14 protein-coding genes and 2 pseudogenes are annotated in these 19,282 nt (G+C 35.3%); 1 reads left to right on the top strand and 15 read right to left on the bottom strand.

The features are described 5' to 3' along the window. Nucleotides 1-167: 167 nt before the first annotated feature. The 6 genes from FA727_RS01990 to deoR form a co-directional block, all read right to left on the bottom strand. A complete protein-coding gene (locus tag FA727_RS01990; RefSeq protein ID WP_136829055.1) occupies nt 168-803 on the bottom strand; it encodes an AmiS/UreI family transporter in 636 nt (211 codons plus the stop codon). 104 nt (nt 804-907) lie between these two features. After that, nucleotides 908-2,089 (bottom strand): NupC/NupG family nucleoside CNT transporter, encoded by a 1,182-nt coding sequence (locus FA727_RS01985; protein ID WP_136829054.1) that lies wholly within the window; start codon nt 2,087-2,089, stop codon nt 908-910. A gap of 61 nt (nt 2,090-2,150) precedes the next feature. Beyond that, a complete protein-coding gene (locus FA727_RS01980) occupies nt 2,151-2,549 on the bottom strand; it encodes a cytidine deaminase (RefSeq protein ID WP_136829053.1) in 399 nt (132 codons plus the stop codon). A gap of 92 nt (nt 2,550-2,641) precedes the next feature. Further along, on the bottom strand, nt 2,642-3,313 hold the full coding sequence (gene deoC / locus FA727_RS01975) for a deoxyribose-phosphate aldolase (protein WP_136829052.1): 672 nt from the start codon (nt 3,311-3,313) through the stop codon (nt 2,642-2,644). Between the two features lie 19 nt (nt 3,314-3,332). After that, the gene (locus FA727_RS01970) at nt 3,333-4,634 is read right to left on the bottom strand and encodes a pyrimidine-nucleoside phosphorylase (protein WP_136829051.1); all 1,302 of its coding nucleotides are present in this window, start codon (nt 4,632-4,634) and stop codon (nt 3,333-3,335) included. 279 nt (nt 4,635-4,913) lie between these two features. Then, nucleotides 4,914-5,858 carry a DNA-binding transcriptional repressor DeoR gene (gene deoR / locus FA727_RS01965; RefSeq protein WP_136829050.1) on the bottom strand — a complete coding sequence of 315 codons (945 nt, stop codon included), beginning with the start codon at nt 5,856-5,858 and terminating at the stop codon, nt 4,914-4,916. 331 nt (nt 5,859-6,189) lie between these two features. On the opposite strand from deoR, the gene FA727_RS01960 reads away from it, so the two are divergent. Beyond that, nucleotides 6,190-6,762: a DoxX family membrane protein gene (locus tag FA727_RS01960; RefSeq protein WP_136829049.1), complete on the top strand. Its 573-nt coding sequence runs from the start codon at nt 6,190-6,192 to the stop codon at nt 6,760-6,762. A 1,263-nt stretch (nt 6,763-8,025) separates the two neighbouring features. Here the strand turns inward: FA727_RS01960 and FA727_RS01950 are convergent. The 9 genes and pseudogenes from FA727_RS01950 to FA727_RS01915 all read right to left on the bottom strand — a co-directional run bounded on the left by FA727_RS01950 (nt 8,026) and on the right by FA727_RS01915 (nt 18,894). Further along, nucleotides 8,026-9,261: an MDR family MFS transporter gene (locus tag FA727_RS01950; protein ID WP_136829048.1), complete on the bottom strand. Its 1,236-nt coding sequence runs from the start codon at nt 9,259-9,261 to the stop codon at nt 8,026-8,028. A gap of 227 nt (nt 9,262-9,488) precedes the next feature. Further along, on the bottom strand, nt 9,489-10,391 hold the full coding sequence (locus tag FA727_RS01945) for a DUF8832 domain-containing protein (RefSeq protein WP_136829047.1): 903 nt from the start codon (nt 10,389-10,391) through the stop codon (nt 9,489-9,491). Between the two features lie 43 nt (nt 10,392-10,434). Beyond that, nucleotides 10,435-11,016, bottom strand: a pseudogene (locus FA727_RS25470) (DUF8832 domain-containing protein); the annotation flags it as partial. A 303-nt stretch (nt 11,017-11,319) separates the two neighbouring features. Next, nucleotides 11,320-13,728 (bottom strand): annotated as a pseudogene (locus FA727_RS01940) (heavy metal translocating P-type ATPase); the annotation flags it as partial. A gap of 215 nt (nt 13,729-13,943) precedes the next feature. After that, a complete protein-coding gene (gene copZ, locus FA727_RS01935) occupies nt 13,944-14,150 on the bottom strand; it encodes a copper chaperone CopZ (RefSeq protein WP_136829045.1) in 207 nt (68 codons plus the stop codon). 13 nt (nt 14,151-14,163) lie between these two features. After that, nucleotides 14,164-14,499, bottom strand: a complete 336-nt coding sequence (locus tag FA727_RS01930) for a metal-sensitive transcriptional regulator (protein WP_136829044.1) — start codon at nt 14,497-14,499, stop codon at nt 14,164-14,166. A 369-nt stretch (nt 14,500-14,868) separates the two neighbouring features. Further along, nucleotides 14,869-15,285, bottom strand: coding sequence for a FosX/FosE/FosI family fosfomycin resistance hydrolase (fosX, locus tag FA727_RS01925; protein ID WP_136829043.1), 417 nt, complete (start codon nt 15,283-15,285; stop codon nt 14,869-14,871). Between the two features lie 519 nt (nt 15,286-15,804). Then, nucleotides 15,805-16,710, bottom strand: a complete 906-nt coding sequence (locus tag FA727_RS01920) for a DMT family transporter (protein ID WP_136829042.1) — start codon at nt 16,708-16,710, stop codon at nt 15,805-15,807. A 405-nt stretch (nt 16,711-17,115) separates the two neighbouring features. Next, on the bottom strand, nt 17,116-18,894 hold the full coding sequence (locus FA727_RS01915) for an ABC transporter ATP-binding protein (protein WP_136829041.1): 1,779 nt from the start codon (nt 18,892-18,894) through the stop codon (nt 17,116-17,118). Nucleotides 18,895-19,282 lie beyond the last annotated feature (388 nt).

The raw sequence follows: 19,282 nt of genomic DNA, 5'->3' as shown, positions 1-19,282 counted from the left end.
CTACTATATTCTTACTTTAGGTAAAAAATGCCTATAGCTGGAAGTGCTATTTAAAATTCATAAGACAAAATAGCTCACAATAAATAGAAGGGCTCCCGCTATTCAGCAGAAACCCTTTTATAAAGTAAAAGCCCAACCCACTATTGTACAAATATAGCTTGCCCCTTTTACGAAGCAACTCTACTATCGTTGGATAGTGACATTTCGCTTTTGGATGAAATTCTCTGTTTCACTATACTAAAGACAAAATATAAGATAGAGAGGATGAGTACACAAATCATCACACTATTCACAAATGGTATATTCGAAATACCTAGGAAAAAGAGAATAGCTGGAATTGTAAGTGTAACCCATGATTGAATCATTGCTACAATTCCTACATAGGAGTGAATTTTCTTATTTGTCGTGTTAATGATAAAGAATAGAACCCATAAAAATGCCCACATTGCCCAATTTAATCCTGTGACAATGTCGTGAAAGTGAATAAAGGAAGTTGCCGTATAAACCATGGCAACTATGGCAACCCATAATGAGAACCAACCGAGCCCATTTCCTTCGAGATTCATTAATGTTGTTGCTCCTACATATAAGAAGGTTAATCCAAATAGGAAGATCGCTGCATTATTGTAAAAATCCCAATTGGTCTGATTGGAAGTAACAATTAAATAGATTGGAAATATTATCTGTAACGCTCCAACGATGATATTTAGAAATGCAACACTTTTTTGACTGGCTCTGCCTAATAGGGTAAGACTGTTCAAAAAAAGTACCGCGCCTGATAGAAACATACCTACGTAATTCATATAACTTGTTGTGAAAAAATTCCCACAACAGTCACACCTCCCGAGTAAAAATGCGAAAAAGCATTTTCCCTCCTTTCAGATGGAAAGTGCTTTTTCGGTATCAATTATAATACAAAACTTACGATTACTGATGATAATACACTAACTAATGTTGCACCATATAGTAGTTTTAAGCCAAACTTTGCCACTACATTTCCTTGTTTTTCGTTTAGTCCTTTCACTGCTCCAGCGATAATTCCAATCGATGAAAAGTTTGCAAAGGATACTAAGAATACTGAAATTATTCCTAAAGTACGTTGGCTAAAGTTTTCTTGGATTTCCACTAAATCTAACATCGCCACAAACTCATTCGTTACAAGTTTCGTTGCCATAACACCGCCGGCTTGTACAACTTCCGATAACGGAACACCCATGATAAATGCAAATGGCGCAAAGATGTATCCTAATATTTCCTGGAATGAAATCTGGAAAACAAGTTCAAATAAGTTATTGATTCCTGCCATTAATGCAACAAAACCAATTAACATCGCACCAACGATAATCGCAACTTTGAATCCATCTAGAATATATTCCCCTAGCATTTCAAAGAAAGATTGTTTTTCCTCTTCTTGAACAACTAAGATATCTTCTTTTTCATCTACCGTATATGGATTGATAATCGAAGTAATAATGAATCCACCAAATAAGTTAATAACAAGTGCTGCTACAACATATTTAGGTTCGATCATTGTCATATATGCTCCGACGATAGACATAGAAACTGTCGACATAGCGGAAGCACATAGTGTGTACAAACGATTAGGAGGTAACTGACCAATTTGTTTTTTAACAGTAATAAATACTTCTGATTGTCCGATCATGGCAGATGCTACTGCGTTATATGATTCTAATTTGCCCATCCCGTTAATTTTGCTTAAAAGAAGACCGATTGCTTTCATAAAAAACGGGAGTATTTTGAAATGTTGAAAAATCCCAATTAACACTGAGATAAATACGATTGGGAGAAGAACCGTTAAAAAGAATGGTGCTTGTCCTTCGTTTGCCATACCACCAAAAACAAAATCAATTCCACTTGCAGCATATTCTAGTAATTTTGAAAAGACGTTTGAAATACCTGTAATAACAATTAAGCCAAATTTCGTGTTTAATAGTAATGCAGCAAAAGCAATTTGAACAATGATCATGATTAATATCGGCTTGTATTTTATATTTTTACGGTTACTGCTCGCAATAAAAGCTAGGCCAAATACGACTAACAATCCTATAATTGAAATAACGTAATTCATAATTTCCTCCAACATGTTATAAATTCTTGGTTGTATTCGCTTTCAACAAAAACATAAATAATCATTTCTTTAAATCTTTAGATGAAAAAAATCCTGGTAGCAACTCTGTAATAGTAGTTTCTACATATTCCCCTTTTAGATTTGCTAAGATAATTTTCGTGTTTTCATCACAGAACTCTGCAATAACCTGGCGACAAGCACCGCAAGGTGATATAGGGCCATCTGTTTCTCCTACAATTGCAATTGCTTCAAACGCATTTTCACCTTCAGATACAGCTTTAAAAATGGCTGTTCTTTCAGCACAATTCGTTAACCCATAGGAAGCATTTTCGATATTGCAGCCTTGGAATACATGATTATTCTTAGTTAGAACAGCTGCACCAACTTTGAATTTTGAATAAGGTGTATAGGCTTTATTCCTTGCTTCCACAGCTTCATCAATTAACTTCTTAATTTCCATTTTTCAATCTCCGTTCTTCTGAATTTCCTGTTTGTATAAGCTCTTCTCTTGAGGCGCGCTTTGAACCAACCTCAAGAGAAGCAGTTTAAAAATTAGTAAGAAGAATTCGATACCTGACCATTAATGATTTCTTTACCTGAACTTGCACCAATTCGAGTTGCTCCAGCCTTAATCATAGCTTCGGTATCTGCTAGGCTTCTTACTCCACCTGATGCCTTCACACCAATATCAGGTCCTACTGTTTTTCTCATCAGCGCAATGTCTTCTACCGTTGCTCCACCAGTTGAGAATCCAGTTGATGTTTTAACGAAATCTGCGCCTGCAGAAACGGCTAATTCACAAGCTTTAACCTTCTCTTCATTTGTTAATAATGATGTTTCAATGATTACTTTTGTAAGAGCTTTTCCTTTTGCTTCATTAACAACAGCTTTGATATCTTCTTCTACAAGTGCATAGTCTTTATCTTTTAAAGCACCGATATTGATAACCATATCAACCTCAGTTGCTCCATTTTCAATCGCATTTTTCGTTTCAAAGGCTTTGACTTCTGATGTCGTTGCACCAAGTGGAAATCCGATTACTGTACAAACATCAACAGACGTATTTTTTAATTCAGACGCTGCTAATTTAACCCATGTTGGGTTAACACATACGGAGGCAAAGTTGTATTCTTTTGCTTCTTCTACTAATGTTAGGATTTGCTCCTTCGTTGCCTCCGCCTTCAACATTGTATGATCGATAAATTTTGCTAAGTTTTGTGTCATTTGTATTCTTCCTTTCAATCTATTGAATTTCTGTGTATATAAGTATTGGTGCAGAAATGTTTTCACTTGAAAATTTATAGGCCGCACGGATTTTGTCAATTACATCTGATACATTCTCGTTATTGCTGTGGATTGTGACAATAGATTCTCCTTCATTCACAAAATCCCCAACTTTTTTATGAAGAACAATGCCGACTGCCAAATCAATTTCAGATTCTTTCGTTAGTCTTCCGGCACCTAACATCATTGCTGCGACTCCAATCATTTCTGCTGTAATCTCAGCCACATAACCGGATTCAGTTGCAGGAACTTCTATCATGTACTGAGCAGTAGGCAATTTAGAAGGGTCATCTACAACTGAAGCGTCTCCACCTTGAGCTTGTAAAAATGTCTTAAAGCTTTCAAGTGCTTTACCATTTCGAATGGATTCTTCTAACATTTCACGAGCTTGTTCCATATTAGAAGCTTTATTTGCGAGAACAACCATATGGCTACCAAGAGTTAAACATAATTCGTGTAAATCCTTTGGTCCATGGCCACTTAATGTATCAATGGCCTCTTTTACCTCTAAAGCATTACCAACTGCGTACCCTAGCGGCTGACTCATATCAGAAATAATTGCCTTCGTTTTACGTCCCACGCCATTTCCAATTTCAACCATTGCTTGAGCTAATTCTTTCGCATCTTCTAGGCTTTTCATAAATGCGCCACTGCCTGTTTTAACATCCAAGACAATCGCATCAGCACCGGCTGCAATTTTTTTACTCATAATCGAACTGGCGATTAATGGTACAGAATCAACAGTTGAGGTTACGTCACGAAGTGCATATAATTTCTTATCTGCAGGAGTCAGATTTTCACTCTGACCGATAACCGCTATTTTATTCGTATTCATTAAATGAATAAATTCATCGTTCGTAATTTCAACGTGAAATCCTTTTACGGATTCTAATTTATCAATGGTACCTCCAGTATGTCCCAGACCTCTACCAGACATTTTTGCAACAGGAGCCCCTACTGAGGCAACTAATGGTCCTAAAACGAGCGTAGTTGTATCGCCTACACCGCCAGTACTATGCTTATCAACTTTGATTCCCTCAATTGCGCTTAAGTCAATTTGTTCTCCAGATTTGACCATGGCTTCTGTCAAATATACTCGTTCTTCCTTTGTCATCCCTTGAAAGAAGACCGCCATGGAAAATGCAGACATTTGGTAGTCAGGAATATCATCTTTTGTATATCCATCAATCACAAATTGAATTTCCGTTTTAGTTAGTTCTTGTCCGTCCCTTTTTTTTGCGATAACATCTACCATTCTCATCTGATTTCCTCCTATATGTGGAAAGATTCTATTAAACATTGAGACATTTACATGCATGCAGCCGTTAAAGCGTTTTCTTTATAAATCCACTATACCATGAATTTTTTACATATGTAAAAATAAATTTGAACAAATGTAAAGTTCTATAATTCTCTTTTTTTAAAAAATTCATTTTTTTAAGTCTAATAGTCCATTCCTTTTTCAATTTTTATACATAAAAAGGGCTAACGCCATTTCTAAAATGGTCTGTTAGCCCTTTTCGTATTAATATTTATAGTACTATTTTTCTAAATCCAACAGGAACTGTGCCGTATATTCGTCAGTCACCAAAACATTAGCATATTTGCCTTTTAAAGCTCCATGAATAGCATTTATTTTTTTGGGTCCTCCAGCGACCAAAATAGAGTATTCTTTCTCCTTAAAGCTAGATAAAGGAAGACCCAGCGTTCGTTCATTTAAACTATCAATACATACGTCTCCATTTTCATCAAAGAATCGTGAACATATGTCCCCGACAGCTTTTGAATAAATCATCTTCAGCTCCTCATCCGTAAAGTAGCCTAATTGGAAAAGCAATGAATTTTGTTCTACTGGTCCACATGTAAAAACGGCAATACTCGATTGTTTGCCAACCTCAAGCACTTTTTTAATATGGCGATCAGCCTCCATTGCTTGTTTCACAACAATATGATCTACAATGGCTGGAAGTGGGAGATGTGTTGGTGTTGTGTTAAATGCCCTTCCAAATAAATAAAGAATTTCAGATGCATATGTATGTTTTTCAGAATGGCTGACGCCACCCTTTAATTGCACCACTTTTACATCTTTCAAAGCCTTTTCCCTTAATTCAACGGCTACATTGTATATCGTTGTTCCCCAAGTAACCCCTATAACATCACCATCCTTGACAATTTCTTCAAGATATCGTGCTGTTTTTTCCCCAAGATAGTTCTTAATGACATGGTCTTCATATTGGGGTATTGGGACAACAATGGCTTTTTTTAAATTGAATTTTTGTTCAAGTTCACTTGACAATATTTCGCTATTTTCAGAATGATCCTTAACTTTAATTTGAACAATACCTTCACTTTTTGCTATCTGCAGCAATCGTGACACAGTTGGTCTTGAAATTCCTAGTTTTTTAGCAATATCACTTTGAGTGTAATCAAGAAGATAGTAAAGTTTTGCTGCCTCGATAACCTTGTTAAGTTTTTCGTATTCCATCGTAATCCCCTATAATCATTTATTAATAGAACTGGAAATAAAACTGCGATTCTTGTTCATTTCTATATATCTAAAATAAGTAATAATCTTGGTTGTTGAATGTTACTTTTAGTATATTTTATCAAAAAAGGTACACAAAATGAAATTTTGATAAATCTTTTTGGAAAAAATGTAATTCTATTACTTGAATTCTGCTTTAATTGATGAAAATACTAAACACTTATAACGTTAGGTTCAAGTAGTTATATTCCTATATCCGTTGAATATTGACTTATTTAAACCTATAATAATTATAATAATATTCCGAATTTTACAAAGGAGGTTATCGCCCATGGCAAACGAGAAATTCATTACAATTCCCGAAAATCCTGTATCACGATTTTTATTTTCTAGTACAAAGGCGGCATTGATTTGGCTTATTGTTCGCTTATATGTCGGTTACTCTTGGCTTAAGGCAGGTTGGGGGAAAATTACTGCTGATGCGTGGACAGGGGAAAATGCTGGTGGAGCTTTACAAGGATTTATCAACGGGGCTTTGGCAAAAGCTGAAGCAGGAACAGACGTCGGCGGCTGGTATGCCCAGTTTTTAGAAACATTTGTGCTTCCTAATGCCAAGATATTTGCCTTTATGGTAGCTTATGGTGAGTTGCTTGTTGGATTAGGACTTATTCTCGGATTATTGACAGGTCTCGCAGCATTTTTCGGGGGACTAATGAATGTTAGCTTCCTATTTGCTGGAACTCTAAGCACAAATCCAATTTTGTTTATACTTGCTACATGGCTTGTCCTAGCATGGAAAAATGCTGGATGGTACGGACTAGATCGCTGGGCACTTCCTTTCCTTGGAACGCCTTGGAGTCAAGGTTCTGGAAGTAACAAAAATTCTAGTTCTGTGAATACTTGATAAAGATAAACACGCTACCCCCAATGAATAATAGGCTCAAAAGCCATTAACTAAATGTTATCAACCCGCTCAATCATCATTAAATATGCAAAACAAAAAAGGCCCAAATCCCTGACAAACAAGGATTTGAGCCTTTTTAATTTGATGACCTGTGAGGGACTTGAACCCCGACCCCCACCCTGTCAATCTTAATCATCAAAATCAATTGAGTTAAACTGAGTTAAATAAGTCTATTTAGTGCTGCTGAGTCTGGAATTTTAGGGGTTCAAAATCAAATCAGTTAAATAAGTTAAGCTCAGAAAAATAAGTATGTTAGCAAATGTGTTAGCAAGATGGTGGCAAGTGGTCTTTTTTTCTCACACAACCCAATTATTATTCCATTGGTTTAAGAATAAAATATAACAAATTCTGCAAATATTTATATAGATGAATAAAAAAGAGAGAAATTCCTACTCTATCCTTGATTCTATTTGACATATATATTTGAATCTAGGAGAGGTATCCTTAATTCGTTCCAACTCAACATAATTCCAGACTTGTAATAGGTTGAACCCACTATTAGCCAGTAATAGATTAGGCTCATGAAGGGTTTCATGCACCTCTCACAAATCCGTACGTGCGGGTCATAGCATACGGCTCCTCCATGCTTATCCATTATCCCGTTACGGATGTGGCTCATTATAATATAAATGTCTTAAAGAAATACAAGTATAATTTCACGAAACCTTTCATTTTTTCTAAATTTCATATACCTTACATTTCCTTGCCCTTAATTATAGGTGTAATTTTGAAATATTTACTTTATCCGAAAAATGTCTCCAAACTCGCATCCCTCCCAAGTCAACATCTCCCCAATGATAGATTACGAGGTTTTACTTGTTCATATTCTTTATGTGTGATTTTTGATACTGATTTACCTATGTACTTATACACACTACTTACTACTTTAAACCCAAATTTTCCATATAATAGCTTTCCTCGGACAGTGTCAATTAATATAATGGATAAACTATTTGAATATTGTTTAAACAATGAGAAATCAATTCCTACCCTAGCCCTGACCCTCGAAAATTTTCTTGAACAATTGCCATATCAATACTAGCTAGACCATCATCATAAAGAATGATATCCAAGCTCGAAACGAAACCTCCAGGCTTATTCTTTTTATATAGTTCTATATCACAAGCGTTTTGGTTTAGTATTGTTTAATGGTTACCATTGGAATAATACTTACTATAATAAATTTATAGATAAATCTTTTATTTATGAAGACTTAATTGTACTGCTTTTATTTAAAAACGTCTGTTTACTCAGGTGAAGTTTACGTCCCCAGAAATAAAAAGCAATACTTAATAATGAAAACATTGAAAATGTAAGAAACATAATCTTCCCGCCAAAAGAATGTAATAATATTCCTCCAAACCACGGCCCAATAAAATTACCAATTTCACTGAAACCTTGTGCACCATAATACATGCCCCTCATGCCATATGGTGTAATCTCATCTATTTGAGCATATTCGGAAGGAATAATTAAAATTTCTCCGAAAGTGAAAATAATCATTGAAATGATTAATCCCATCCAACTATTTGAAAATGCAAAACCTACTTCCCCTATTGCAAATAACACCCCACCTAGTGCTATTCGATATAAAATTCCAAACCTTTCCGACCACCTAGAAATAAATACTTGAGTCAAAATAACCGTAATTCCATTTATACTCATTAGGTATCCAAAAAATTTAACACCATCAGTGAAGTTCATTTTTAGATATTGTGAAAAGGTAACGGACATCTCAGCATGTACTGCTGTAAATAAAGTACTTCCTATAATAAATAAAAGTAGTACCTTATCATTTCTAAATACAATCCAAGCCTGTGAAAATGTTATTTTTTCAGATATTTTTTCATTTTGTTCACTTTTTGTGATGAATCTAGTTAGAACACTCATTAGAAGAAAATAGCTCAAATATATTACTGCTGTAAGGATAAAAGCTATCTTATTTCCTGCTACTCCTAATACTGTCCCAATAATTGGACCGACAGAATATCCTATGTTCCAAGCCATATAACGGTCGGAAAACACTCTAAACCTTTTTTCTTTTGGTGTTAGATCCGCTATAAGTGCTTTGGAAATTGCCAAGAAAAAAGTTGAGAATAGCCCTCGAAGAGAATTTAATATAAATAAAAATATTGTGTTACTGGTAAATATGAATCCTATAAATATAAAACCTAACACGATTAAGGTGCCTCGCATTAAACGATTTCTACCAAAAAAATCTGAAAGCGTTCCCCCTAAAAACCCACCGATTGTAGCTGTCAATGCACCTGCGCCAACTATAAATCCAAGAGTAATAGGATCAAGTTTTGCTGAATTCATCAAATAAATTGGCAAGTATATTACACTCATTGAGCTTGTTAAGCTAATGAATATAGTACCCAATAATAATAAATGGACGATTGGATGGTAGGCTTTTAAATAACTTTTCATCTGTAACATAGTAATCTCCTTACCCATTCTCTATAATGTCATTCCAACCTTTCCTCCCCAAACATCGTAGGATATTTTATCGAGGTATGATTTTATCTTTCTTTAATTTCCCAATTAGTTCACCGTGTGATGTTCCCAAAGTTACAAATAGTTGGAAACGGTCTATACATTCAGAACCTACTCCAAAGACAGGGAGCTTACATTTTTGAGTTTCTAATCTTTTAGATGTCAATATTTTATTCTTTTACTTCAATAACAAACGGGAATGCTCTTACCTTTCCATTTTGTTTAAATTCAGCCCAAATTTTGTAGACACCTGGCTTTTCAAACGTTGTTTCAAATACCGGCTCATCATCATTTGTTGGATGAACATGAAGAAACTTTTTGCCATATTCATCAAGAATAACAACATGTCCCATTGCTCCTAAATAAGGAGTTAGATTTGTTTCATCCAATTCGAAGGAGAGCTGTACTGGAATGTTCGCCCTAAAAGAACTAATGTTAAGCTTTACCGTTTCCCCATCTACACTCTTTGTAAAATCGGTATCTATTTCCAGCGGATGGCCATGCGTTGACGAATCAGGATTGCCCACGACAAATGGTATTGCTTCTACTTCGTAAGCTAAATTTTTCGGTTTAATGTCTACATAGGCTTTATAAAAACCGTCAGGAAGATTATTACTTATCGTAAACTCACCCTTGCCTGTTCTTTCAGGATGTACATGGTAGTATTTTTGCAACTGTTCATCGACCATTATCAGATGTAGAATCTTTTCATGATTTACTTTTAATTCGTCTACTGGATTACCAGCTTTATCTTTTAAGAAAATCTTAATGTTTTCTTTATCATTTACTACGAATGCATTTACCTGGCTACCTTCCTCGTGTGTAGAATCACTTCCATGAGAATGATCACTTTCTCCTTCTTCCTCGCCATGTTCGCCAGATACTGATTCCTCGGAACCATGATCCTCAGTATTGGTTTCTTCCATGTTTTCCATGCCTTTCATACCCTGCTTATCTTGCCCTTCAGCCTGAGCCACCGAAGTATCATCCTTTGCAATCCGCTCATTATAAAACTGAAAACAAAAGATAACTATTGTCATATAAAGCATTCCTGCAATTGCCCATCTTCTCATATATTTTCACTCCTTTGTCCATCGTCTTCGACGCTTTATTCGTTTATTTCACTTCAAATACATATGGGAATACGTTCACTTCACCATTAATTTTAAATTCCGCCCACAGTTTATATACACCAGGGGTATCGAACTCGGTTTCAAATACTGTATCGACCTCATGTGGATGGACATGGATGTATTTCCTAGCTTTTTCATCTAGTATCACGACATGGCCTAGGGCACCTAGATAAGGTTCAATTTCAACATTCGGAAGGTCAAAATCAAGTGTGATATGTTTGCCTGCTTCAAATGTCACTGGATTTAATGTTATCGTGTGTCCCTTTATTTTTTTAGTTAGTTCTGTATCAAGTGTTAACTTATTTTCCTGTTCCTTGTTCTTACTTTTACCCACCGTAAACTTAACAGGCTCCACTTCATAGTTGAGATCTATCAGTTTAATGTCTATAAAAGCTTTATATGAGCCTTCAGGGATAGAAGTATTAAGCTCGAATTTCCCATCACCCTTTGTTTTAGGATGTAGGTGATAATATTTATCAAGCTTCTCATCTACAACAATTAAATGAAGTAACTTTTCATGACTCACTTCCAACTCAATCACAGGACTACTATTTAGGTCATTTAATTGGATGGATAGTAATTTGTCCTTGTATTCGAGTTTTGGTATAACTTCACTCTTTTTATTACCTGAACTGCTTGAGCCATTTTCATTGTTTTCATGGTTATTCATACTTTCATCTTGACTTTTATTCTGAATAGCTGTTTCTTTAGTTTGAGTAGCGGCCAGTTGTTTTTGAGCTTTATTATCTTCAACTACGTTGTTAAAAATATAAAAGCCACCAAATAAAACGATTGAATACAAGACAGCAGGTAATACAAATTTTTTAAGTTTATTTCCTCTTTTTATGTTTGTAGAATGAATGATATCCAACTCTACATTTTGAAGTCTGAGCGAATTTAAAACAACGGATACTGAACTGAATGCCATAGCTGCACCAGCGAGCCATGGTGCAAGAAGCCCAAATGCTGCAACAGGAACACCAACAGTATTGTAGGCAAATGCCCAGAAAAGATTTTGTTTGATGTTTTGAATGGTCTTCTTACTCATATAAATAGCATCCGCAATACCATGTAGGTCTCCTCGAATCAAAGTAATATCTGCTGCTTCCATTGCCACATCTGTCCCTGTACCGATTGCCATACCAATAGTGGCAACAGCCAATGCAGGCGCATCATTAATTCCGTCCCCCACCATTGCAACGATTTTCCCTTGTTCCTGAAGTTGCTTAATTTGTGCAGCTTTCCCTTCCGGAAGCACTTCTGCAAGGACGTGTTCAATTCCCACCTGTTGTGCAATCGTATGTGCTACATTTTGATTGTCACCTGTGATCATAATGACTTCTAAACCCATGTTTTTCAGTCGTTCCACTGCTTTTTTAGAAGAGTCCTTAATGGTGTCTGCAACAGCAATGATTCCAGCATATACACCATCGATCGCCACAAGCATTGCCGTTTTACCATTGCGTTCAAGCCACTCCATTTTCGCTGTTTCCTTTTCAAATGAAACACTATATTGTGTTAGAAGTCGTCGAGTTCCAATCAAAATTTTTCTTTCATTTACTACAGCCTTGATACCAAATCCAGGTATCGCTTCAAATTCAGATAGATCTTGTAAAGATATCCCTTTCTCTTTTATCCCTTTATAGATCGCTTGTGCTAATGGGTGCTCCGATAGTTTTTCTGCAGAGCCGATAAGCTTTAAAAAATCGTCCTCGGTTATATTTCCTTCTACGATGACATCCGTTAAGACAGGAGTGCCATTTGTGATTGTACCTGTTTTATCCAAAACTATTGTTGTAAGACGGTTAGTCATTTCAAGGTGTTCGCCGCCTTTAAACAAAATACCGAATTCTGCCGCACGCCCAGACCCCGCCATAATCGAAGTGGGTGTCGCCAATCCCAATGAGCATGGGCAAGCGATAACAAGTACTGCAATTAATTTCTCGAGTGATCCTGAAAAATCGCCAGGTGTTACCCACAAATACCAAATCAGGAATGTGAGAACTGAAATTCCTACAACTATCGGTACGAATATCGATGAAATTTGATCTGCTAAACGCTGAATTGGAGCCTTAGATCCCTGTGCTGCTTCGACAATTTTGATAATTTGAGCAAGCACCGTGTCTTTTCCAACCTTTGTTGCACGTACTTTGATGAATCCATTTTTGTTTATGGTAGCCCCTATTACCATGTCACCTATTGTCTTATCCACCGGAACACTTTCACCGGTTAACATTGATTCATCTAAAGCTGTTCTTCCCTCAATGATTTCACCGTCAACAGGCACTTTCTCACCAGGCTTGATATAAAGGATATCTCCGACAACCACCTCATCAAGTGGAATCTCAATCTCCTTTCCATTCCTCTCAACAATTGCATTCTTTGATTGTAATTCCATCAGTTTTTTAATCGCTTCAGATGTTCGCCCTTTAGCACTCGTTTCAAAAATCTTCCCTAATATAATTAATGTAATTAAAATCGCACTTGTTTCAAAATAAACCTCGAGCATGCTTGCTCCCTTACCATAAGAATCTATGGTGGCATATAAGCTGTAGAAAAACGCAGCAGAGGTGCCGAGTGCGACCAGTACATCCATGTTGGCACTTCGATTTCTTAGGGCCTTCAAGGCTCCTACATAAAATTGCATGCCAATGATAAACTGAACAGGAGCAGATAGCACGAGTTGCACCCATGGATTCATGAAGAACTCCTGTACATTTAAGAAATATTGCATGTCTGCCATATCAGCGAACATCACGAGAGCCATGGGAAGTGATAGTAGCATAGAGAAAAGGAATTTCCCCTTTTGTTGCATAAGCTCTTTTTCGCGAGGATCTATTTTTTCCTTATTTTCATCTTTAATCTGTGCACCATATCCAAGCTTTTGAATCTGCTGAATCAGCTCACTTACACTTACCATAGACGGATTAAAGTGTACGGTTGCCGATTCCAAAGCCAGGTTAACACTTGCATTTGAAACACCATCAATCTTGTATAATCCCTTTTCAATTCTTGCCGAACATGCCGCACAGGTCATTCCTGTGATGATGAATTCTGCTGTTTCAGTTACTACATCATAACCTAATTCTCTAATTCTCTTTTCCAAGACTCCTATGTTTGTTATTTCTGGATCATATTTAATTAAAGAATGTTCGAGTGTAAGATTGACTGTTGCTTCTGTAACTCCGTCCAGTTTCCTTAACCCTTTTTCAATTCTGTTGGCACAGGCTGCGCAAGTCATTCCAATTACTTGTAGATTTGCTTCCTTCAAACTCATAATTTTATTCCTTCCCTAGTAATGGAGAAACATAAATCAATGAAATTTAACATTGTTTTTTAATTAATAGTTGTTTATAGAGATATTCTACTATTCGCAGAATATTTGAAACCGCAATTTTGATGCATAATACCGCATTTATCTTGCGCTACTTTATCTAGCTTGGACATAATAATAAAAACGTGCCCAAATAATAAGGCACGTTTTATATTAATCTATCCAATATAATATCCTTGATTTTCAATTGTTTCTTTAATTTTATGCAATGAAACAACGTCGGAATTAAATTCAACCGAAACATTTCCATTTGCAATATCAACTACAACGTCCTTAACTCCTGATAGGGCTCCCACTCTTCCTTCAATCGCTTTTACACAATGACCACATGACATACCGTTGACATCTAATTCTATTTTCTTCAAATATTTTCCCCCCTTATTTTTTCATTAATTTTTGTATTGTTATTATTAATTCATCCAAAACTTCGTAATCGCCTTCTTGAACTCTCTCAATTACACAGTCTTTCAAGTGGCCTTCTAATAGTATTTTTGCAACACTGTTTAACGCTGCCTGAGAAGCAGATATCTGTGTTATGATATCATCGCAGTAAGTATTTTTCTCAATCAGACCTTGAATACCTCTAATCTGTCCCGCGATTCTATTTAAACGATGAGTTAAATTGTTCTTAACATTTTCTGAATGGTAACTAAATCTTCTTTCCACAATAGAACAACATTCATCAAATTCTAGCTCCACACTGTTAGAATCCATCCCAATTTACACCTCCTTATCAAATCTAGCCATTCAATCCATCTAATCTTTAATAAACCAAATTACTGAATAATTTAATCTTTCTTAATGATTTACCAACTTGTTTTACATTTACTTTATTCGCCTGCTTCAAACGTAACATGGTAGCATGATTAAGGCACCTAATTCGAATAACCCTGAAGCAATCAAGTACATGACATAGTGAAAATTGTTCTTTAAGCACATCAACTTGACTCATGTTAATGACCATCCCACCCATAAATAGTGGGTTTAAGATGCTATTAACTCTACCAAAGAAACAAATACTCATTATAGCAATCGCAGCATGATACCAAAACTGAAATAGATCAGAGTTCCAATTTTTAGGATTTAACTTTCACTATCCACTGCCCTATAAAAGGATAATCTTTCATCCAATGTACCTGTATGTAGTTCAAAAAGATTATTATCATAATCATAAAAATATATAGAGTATCCCTCACCTTTTATTCTTGGTCTAGGTGGTTTCATATCTAGGTTCAACTTTTTTATTTTGTTTAGATAAGTATCTATATCTGCCTCTTTAATTTTAAATGCAACATGGTGATACGTTTTGTTAACAATATCTTTATTTTCCATTACAGCTATCCACTGTCCACCAATTATGAAAAACCGTTCTTTTGATAAAGAATGTGTTTTTTCTCCACTATAATAAACTTCATTAGCTCCCAATAAATCTTTAAATAGTTGAGTAGTCTTATTTAAATCTTTTACAACAAATGTGATATGACTTACATTTTCAATCATATTATCAAAATCCCTTTCCCTACTATTTTTTTCTAATAATTAGACAGAATGAGAAATAAGTTTGTCTCATTAGTTCATGATTCTTTTCTAGTAAAGTTATCATCCCGATCGCCACATGGAATATGATGCACACCCATACATTTGGTTGAAGATGCTCTATTCTAATATCATTTTCGGCAATGTCATGATTAGATGTCGTGGAATTAAATTTATTCTTGGATCTACAACTGAAAACGTTCCAAATTCTTAAGTCACGCTTCCATACAGATGGATAGTTTTTTCTGTTTCATATGTCTATATAAATGGCTAGCATCATCTCCGACTCCTGAAAGCAAGGAAGAGCCCATACCTCCCCTACTGTTTTGTTGTTTTCAGAATAATAAAAGATAAAGAGGATTGTTTCAGATAATATCCCATCGATAATCCCGACTGCCCCGCACCAATTACCACCATATCATATTCCATAACTATTTCTCCTTTATATAACGAAAATTCAAATCTTTCCTCTTGTAAGAACACTTAGTTTACGCTAACTCTTTGATCCTTTACAGAAACCAACAATATGCTAAATAGTACACATGCAATTCCAACCAAATGATACCAAAGGATTTTTTCGCCTAACATCAAAAATGAGAAACATATAGCACTTACTGGCATGAACGCAGTGAATACCGCAGTAGCACCACCTGATAATACTTTAGCAGATTGATTGATTAGAAGAACCGCTACAACGGATACAGCCACTGCTGAGTAAATAACAAGCAACACATCTTTTCCTGTAACGCTAGAAAAATCAAAAGTGAAGGCCTCTGTAACAGCAAAGGGAAAAGATAGAATTGCTCCAATTGTAATGACGATGGTACTAACTGCAAGTGGACTGATATCCTTCGATACTAATTTTCCAAAAGTAACAAAAAATGCCTCACCTGTTACAGCTAATAATATAAGGGCATTCCCTATCAGAGAGTAAACAGTCCAAGATACATTACCTGTTAAACCAACTATGTTTATAAATAACGCACCAGCCAGTGCGATTCCAATCCCTAGCATTTGATGTATGCCTAGTTTTTCCTTGAATACGAGTATGGAAACAATTGCAACTAAAGCAGGTGTTAAGCTGGATATTATTCCACTTTCAATTGCACTTGTGTATTTGGATCCAAGCAATAGAAAAATACTAAACAAAAATACTCCTAAAAGGGCCTGTATAAATAAGACCAATGCATCCTTTATGGAAGGGATAGGGTACCTTTTTTCATTTTTTAATAGAATAATGGTCAGAATAATGGCCGCAATGCCTAGTCTCAATTCCGAAAATAAAAATATAGGCATGGTCGCCGTAGCTACTTTGTTAAGGGCAACAAATACACCGACTATACTCATCGCAATTATAATTTTTATATAAGCTATTCTTTTTGTATTCATTTTTAATCATCCTCCTCCCCAATATAAATTACATTTAGATAGATAAATTTTGTTTTTGAATAAAAAGCTTTTTTGCAATACTGCAAACTCAACACCAATATGAAAGGGGGAGGTAGAAAGGAGTGTAAGTTAACAATACTCATTGTTTTATATTTCTTGTTTCATCTACTGGCAATAAACAAAAGAATTTTTTCTGTTTTTTTCCAGTCGTTCAACAGTTTCCCATATCCAATTATCAAGATTAATTCTTCTAGTAATTTTTTCGATTTTCCCAACCAATCCTGTCAGCTCATATCTTTATGGACTATACTTTGAACTTATTAGCCATATAAGCCTTTACCAAAGTAATAAGGAATTTAATTCCCCCATTCTGCCTACTAATTTTTTTGATGTAATTTATCATATTTAATTAAATCCTATGGCCAATTTTAATTTTTCTTCACTAGACGTAATTTGTTTTGTATAAAGCTCTTTATAATAACCATTTCTTTTTAATAGACTTTCATGACTTCCACTTTCTACTATAGTTCCGTGTTTCATTACAAATATCGTATCAGCATTCATAATCGTTGATAGTCTGTGTGCAATCATAATAATTGTCTTATCACGATCAAATTGATTAATAGACTCTTGTACAAGCTTTTCACTCTCATTATCAAGTGCACTAGTGGCCTCGTCTAAAAAAATTAATGATGGATTCTTCAAAAATATACGGGATAGGGACACTCGCTGTTTTTGGCCACCTGAAAGCTTAATCCCTCTTTCTCCAATTTCTGTATCGTAGCCATTGTGTAAAGCTGTAATAAAATCATGTGCAAAAGCTTTTTTGGAAGCAGCAATAATCTCCTCATCCGTAGCATCAAGCTTTGCCATTCTAATATTGTCCTTAATTGAAGTGCTGTATAAAAAATTATCCTGTGTCACAATTCCCATATGCTCTCTAAGGGTTGCCATCGAGTAATCCTTGATATTCACACCATCTATTAACACCTCACCGTTCGAGACATCATACATTCTTAGCAAAAGCTGCAGAATTGTACTCTTTCCCCCTCCACTCTCACCAACAAAGGCATACGATTTCCCTTTTTCAAGGATTAAAGAAACGTTTTTAATGATACTTTTTTTTCCATCATAAGAAAATGACACGTTTTTCAACTCTATAGCATGATTAAATTGCTTTAATTCAACAGGGTTATCTTTTTCTTTAATTGTAGAAGGTGTATGAAAGAATGCAAAAATCCTTTGCAGGGCAACACTTCCTTCCGTAATGGCAGGGTAAGCATTAACTAAGGCCGCAACCGGACTTCTCATCTTATCTACATAGGCAAAAAAAGCGATTAAGCTACCTACCGTTAAGCTACCATCTAATACAAAAAGACTCGCAATGATTGCTACTATGAACGGGGTCATATCACTGAGAACGTTAACGGATGCTAACATCACAGCATTTACTTTGACATGGTTATCGGTTAAAGTATCAAAATGTGTTAAGTGTTGATCCATTTCTTCTTTGTCGCGCTTTTCGGATGCAAACAATTTTGATAGAAAGGCACCTTGGATTTTTTCAAATATAAAACCGCTCATAACGGAACGATATCCCATCATGTTATGTGTCGATTTTTTAAACTTTTTTGATAGGAAATGAGCCAGAATAAATTGAAAACCGACTAACACCACAGAGAGTAGTGTTAATTTTACATTTAGCGTAAGCATAACCACCACAACAAATAATAGGACAATCATTTCAATCCAGATATTCCCTAAAATTGCAGTTAAAAACCCTCTAACTTTTTCAATATCATCAAAAAAGCGTGTGCCAATTTCTCCGCTTTTGTTTTCCACAAAATATTTTGCATCTAGAGAATAAACTTTTTTAAAGGCATCTTTACGAAGTTCTTTTATAATGTTGTTATTTGCCTTTTGAATACAATATTGCCTTACATATTCCATTGGTGTACGAATGAATAGAAAAACGACAAGCATTCCAATGGCAATGTAAATTAATTGCTCCAGTTTTTCCACCCGAGACAATGCTTCATTTTGAAGTAGATGATCAAAAATATATTTTAAAATTAATGGCACAAATAGTGGGATCAGAAACCGAAATAAGCTCCCAACAAATCCGATTAAATACAATCTGCTTACTCGTCTCACATATGGTAAAAACAACTTAAAATCTTTCATAATATTAAGCTCCTTTTTGATTCAAATATGAAAATCCGTTCAATCTACTAGCTCTCTCTAATGTATTAGATGATTTCATTCTAAGGTGTTTTTATTCTTACTAACCGCATATTTTTGGGATTTAACCGCATGAATTTTGGGTCATCCCGCAAGTTTTTTCGTGGCTCCCCTAATTTTCCACAAAAAAAATCCGCCTAATGGCAGATCTTTAAAATACTTGTTCTATTCGATATTAATTTAGCTTGGTTTCCATGTTATTTTCGTAGTTTTTTCCATTTTCCCTTTATTCCTAAACAAAAGAATAGCTCTTTGCTTTCCACTTCGCCTTGATTCATATGCAAATTTGACTGTAATTACTGCACAAAAAATTAGGTTGCCTTTTTTCAAT

The sequence above is a fragment of the Robertmurraya kyonggiensis genome (assembly GCF_005116465.1).
GTDB lineage: Bacteria > Bacillota > Bacilli > Bacillales > Cytobacillaceae > Robertmurraya > Robertmurraya kyonggiensis.
Note: the sequence above shows the minus strand (reverse complement) of the source record. Positions and strands in the feature narration are given on the sequence as shown.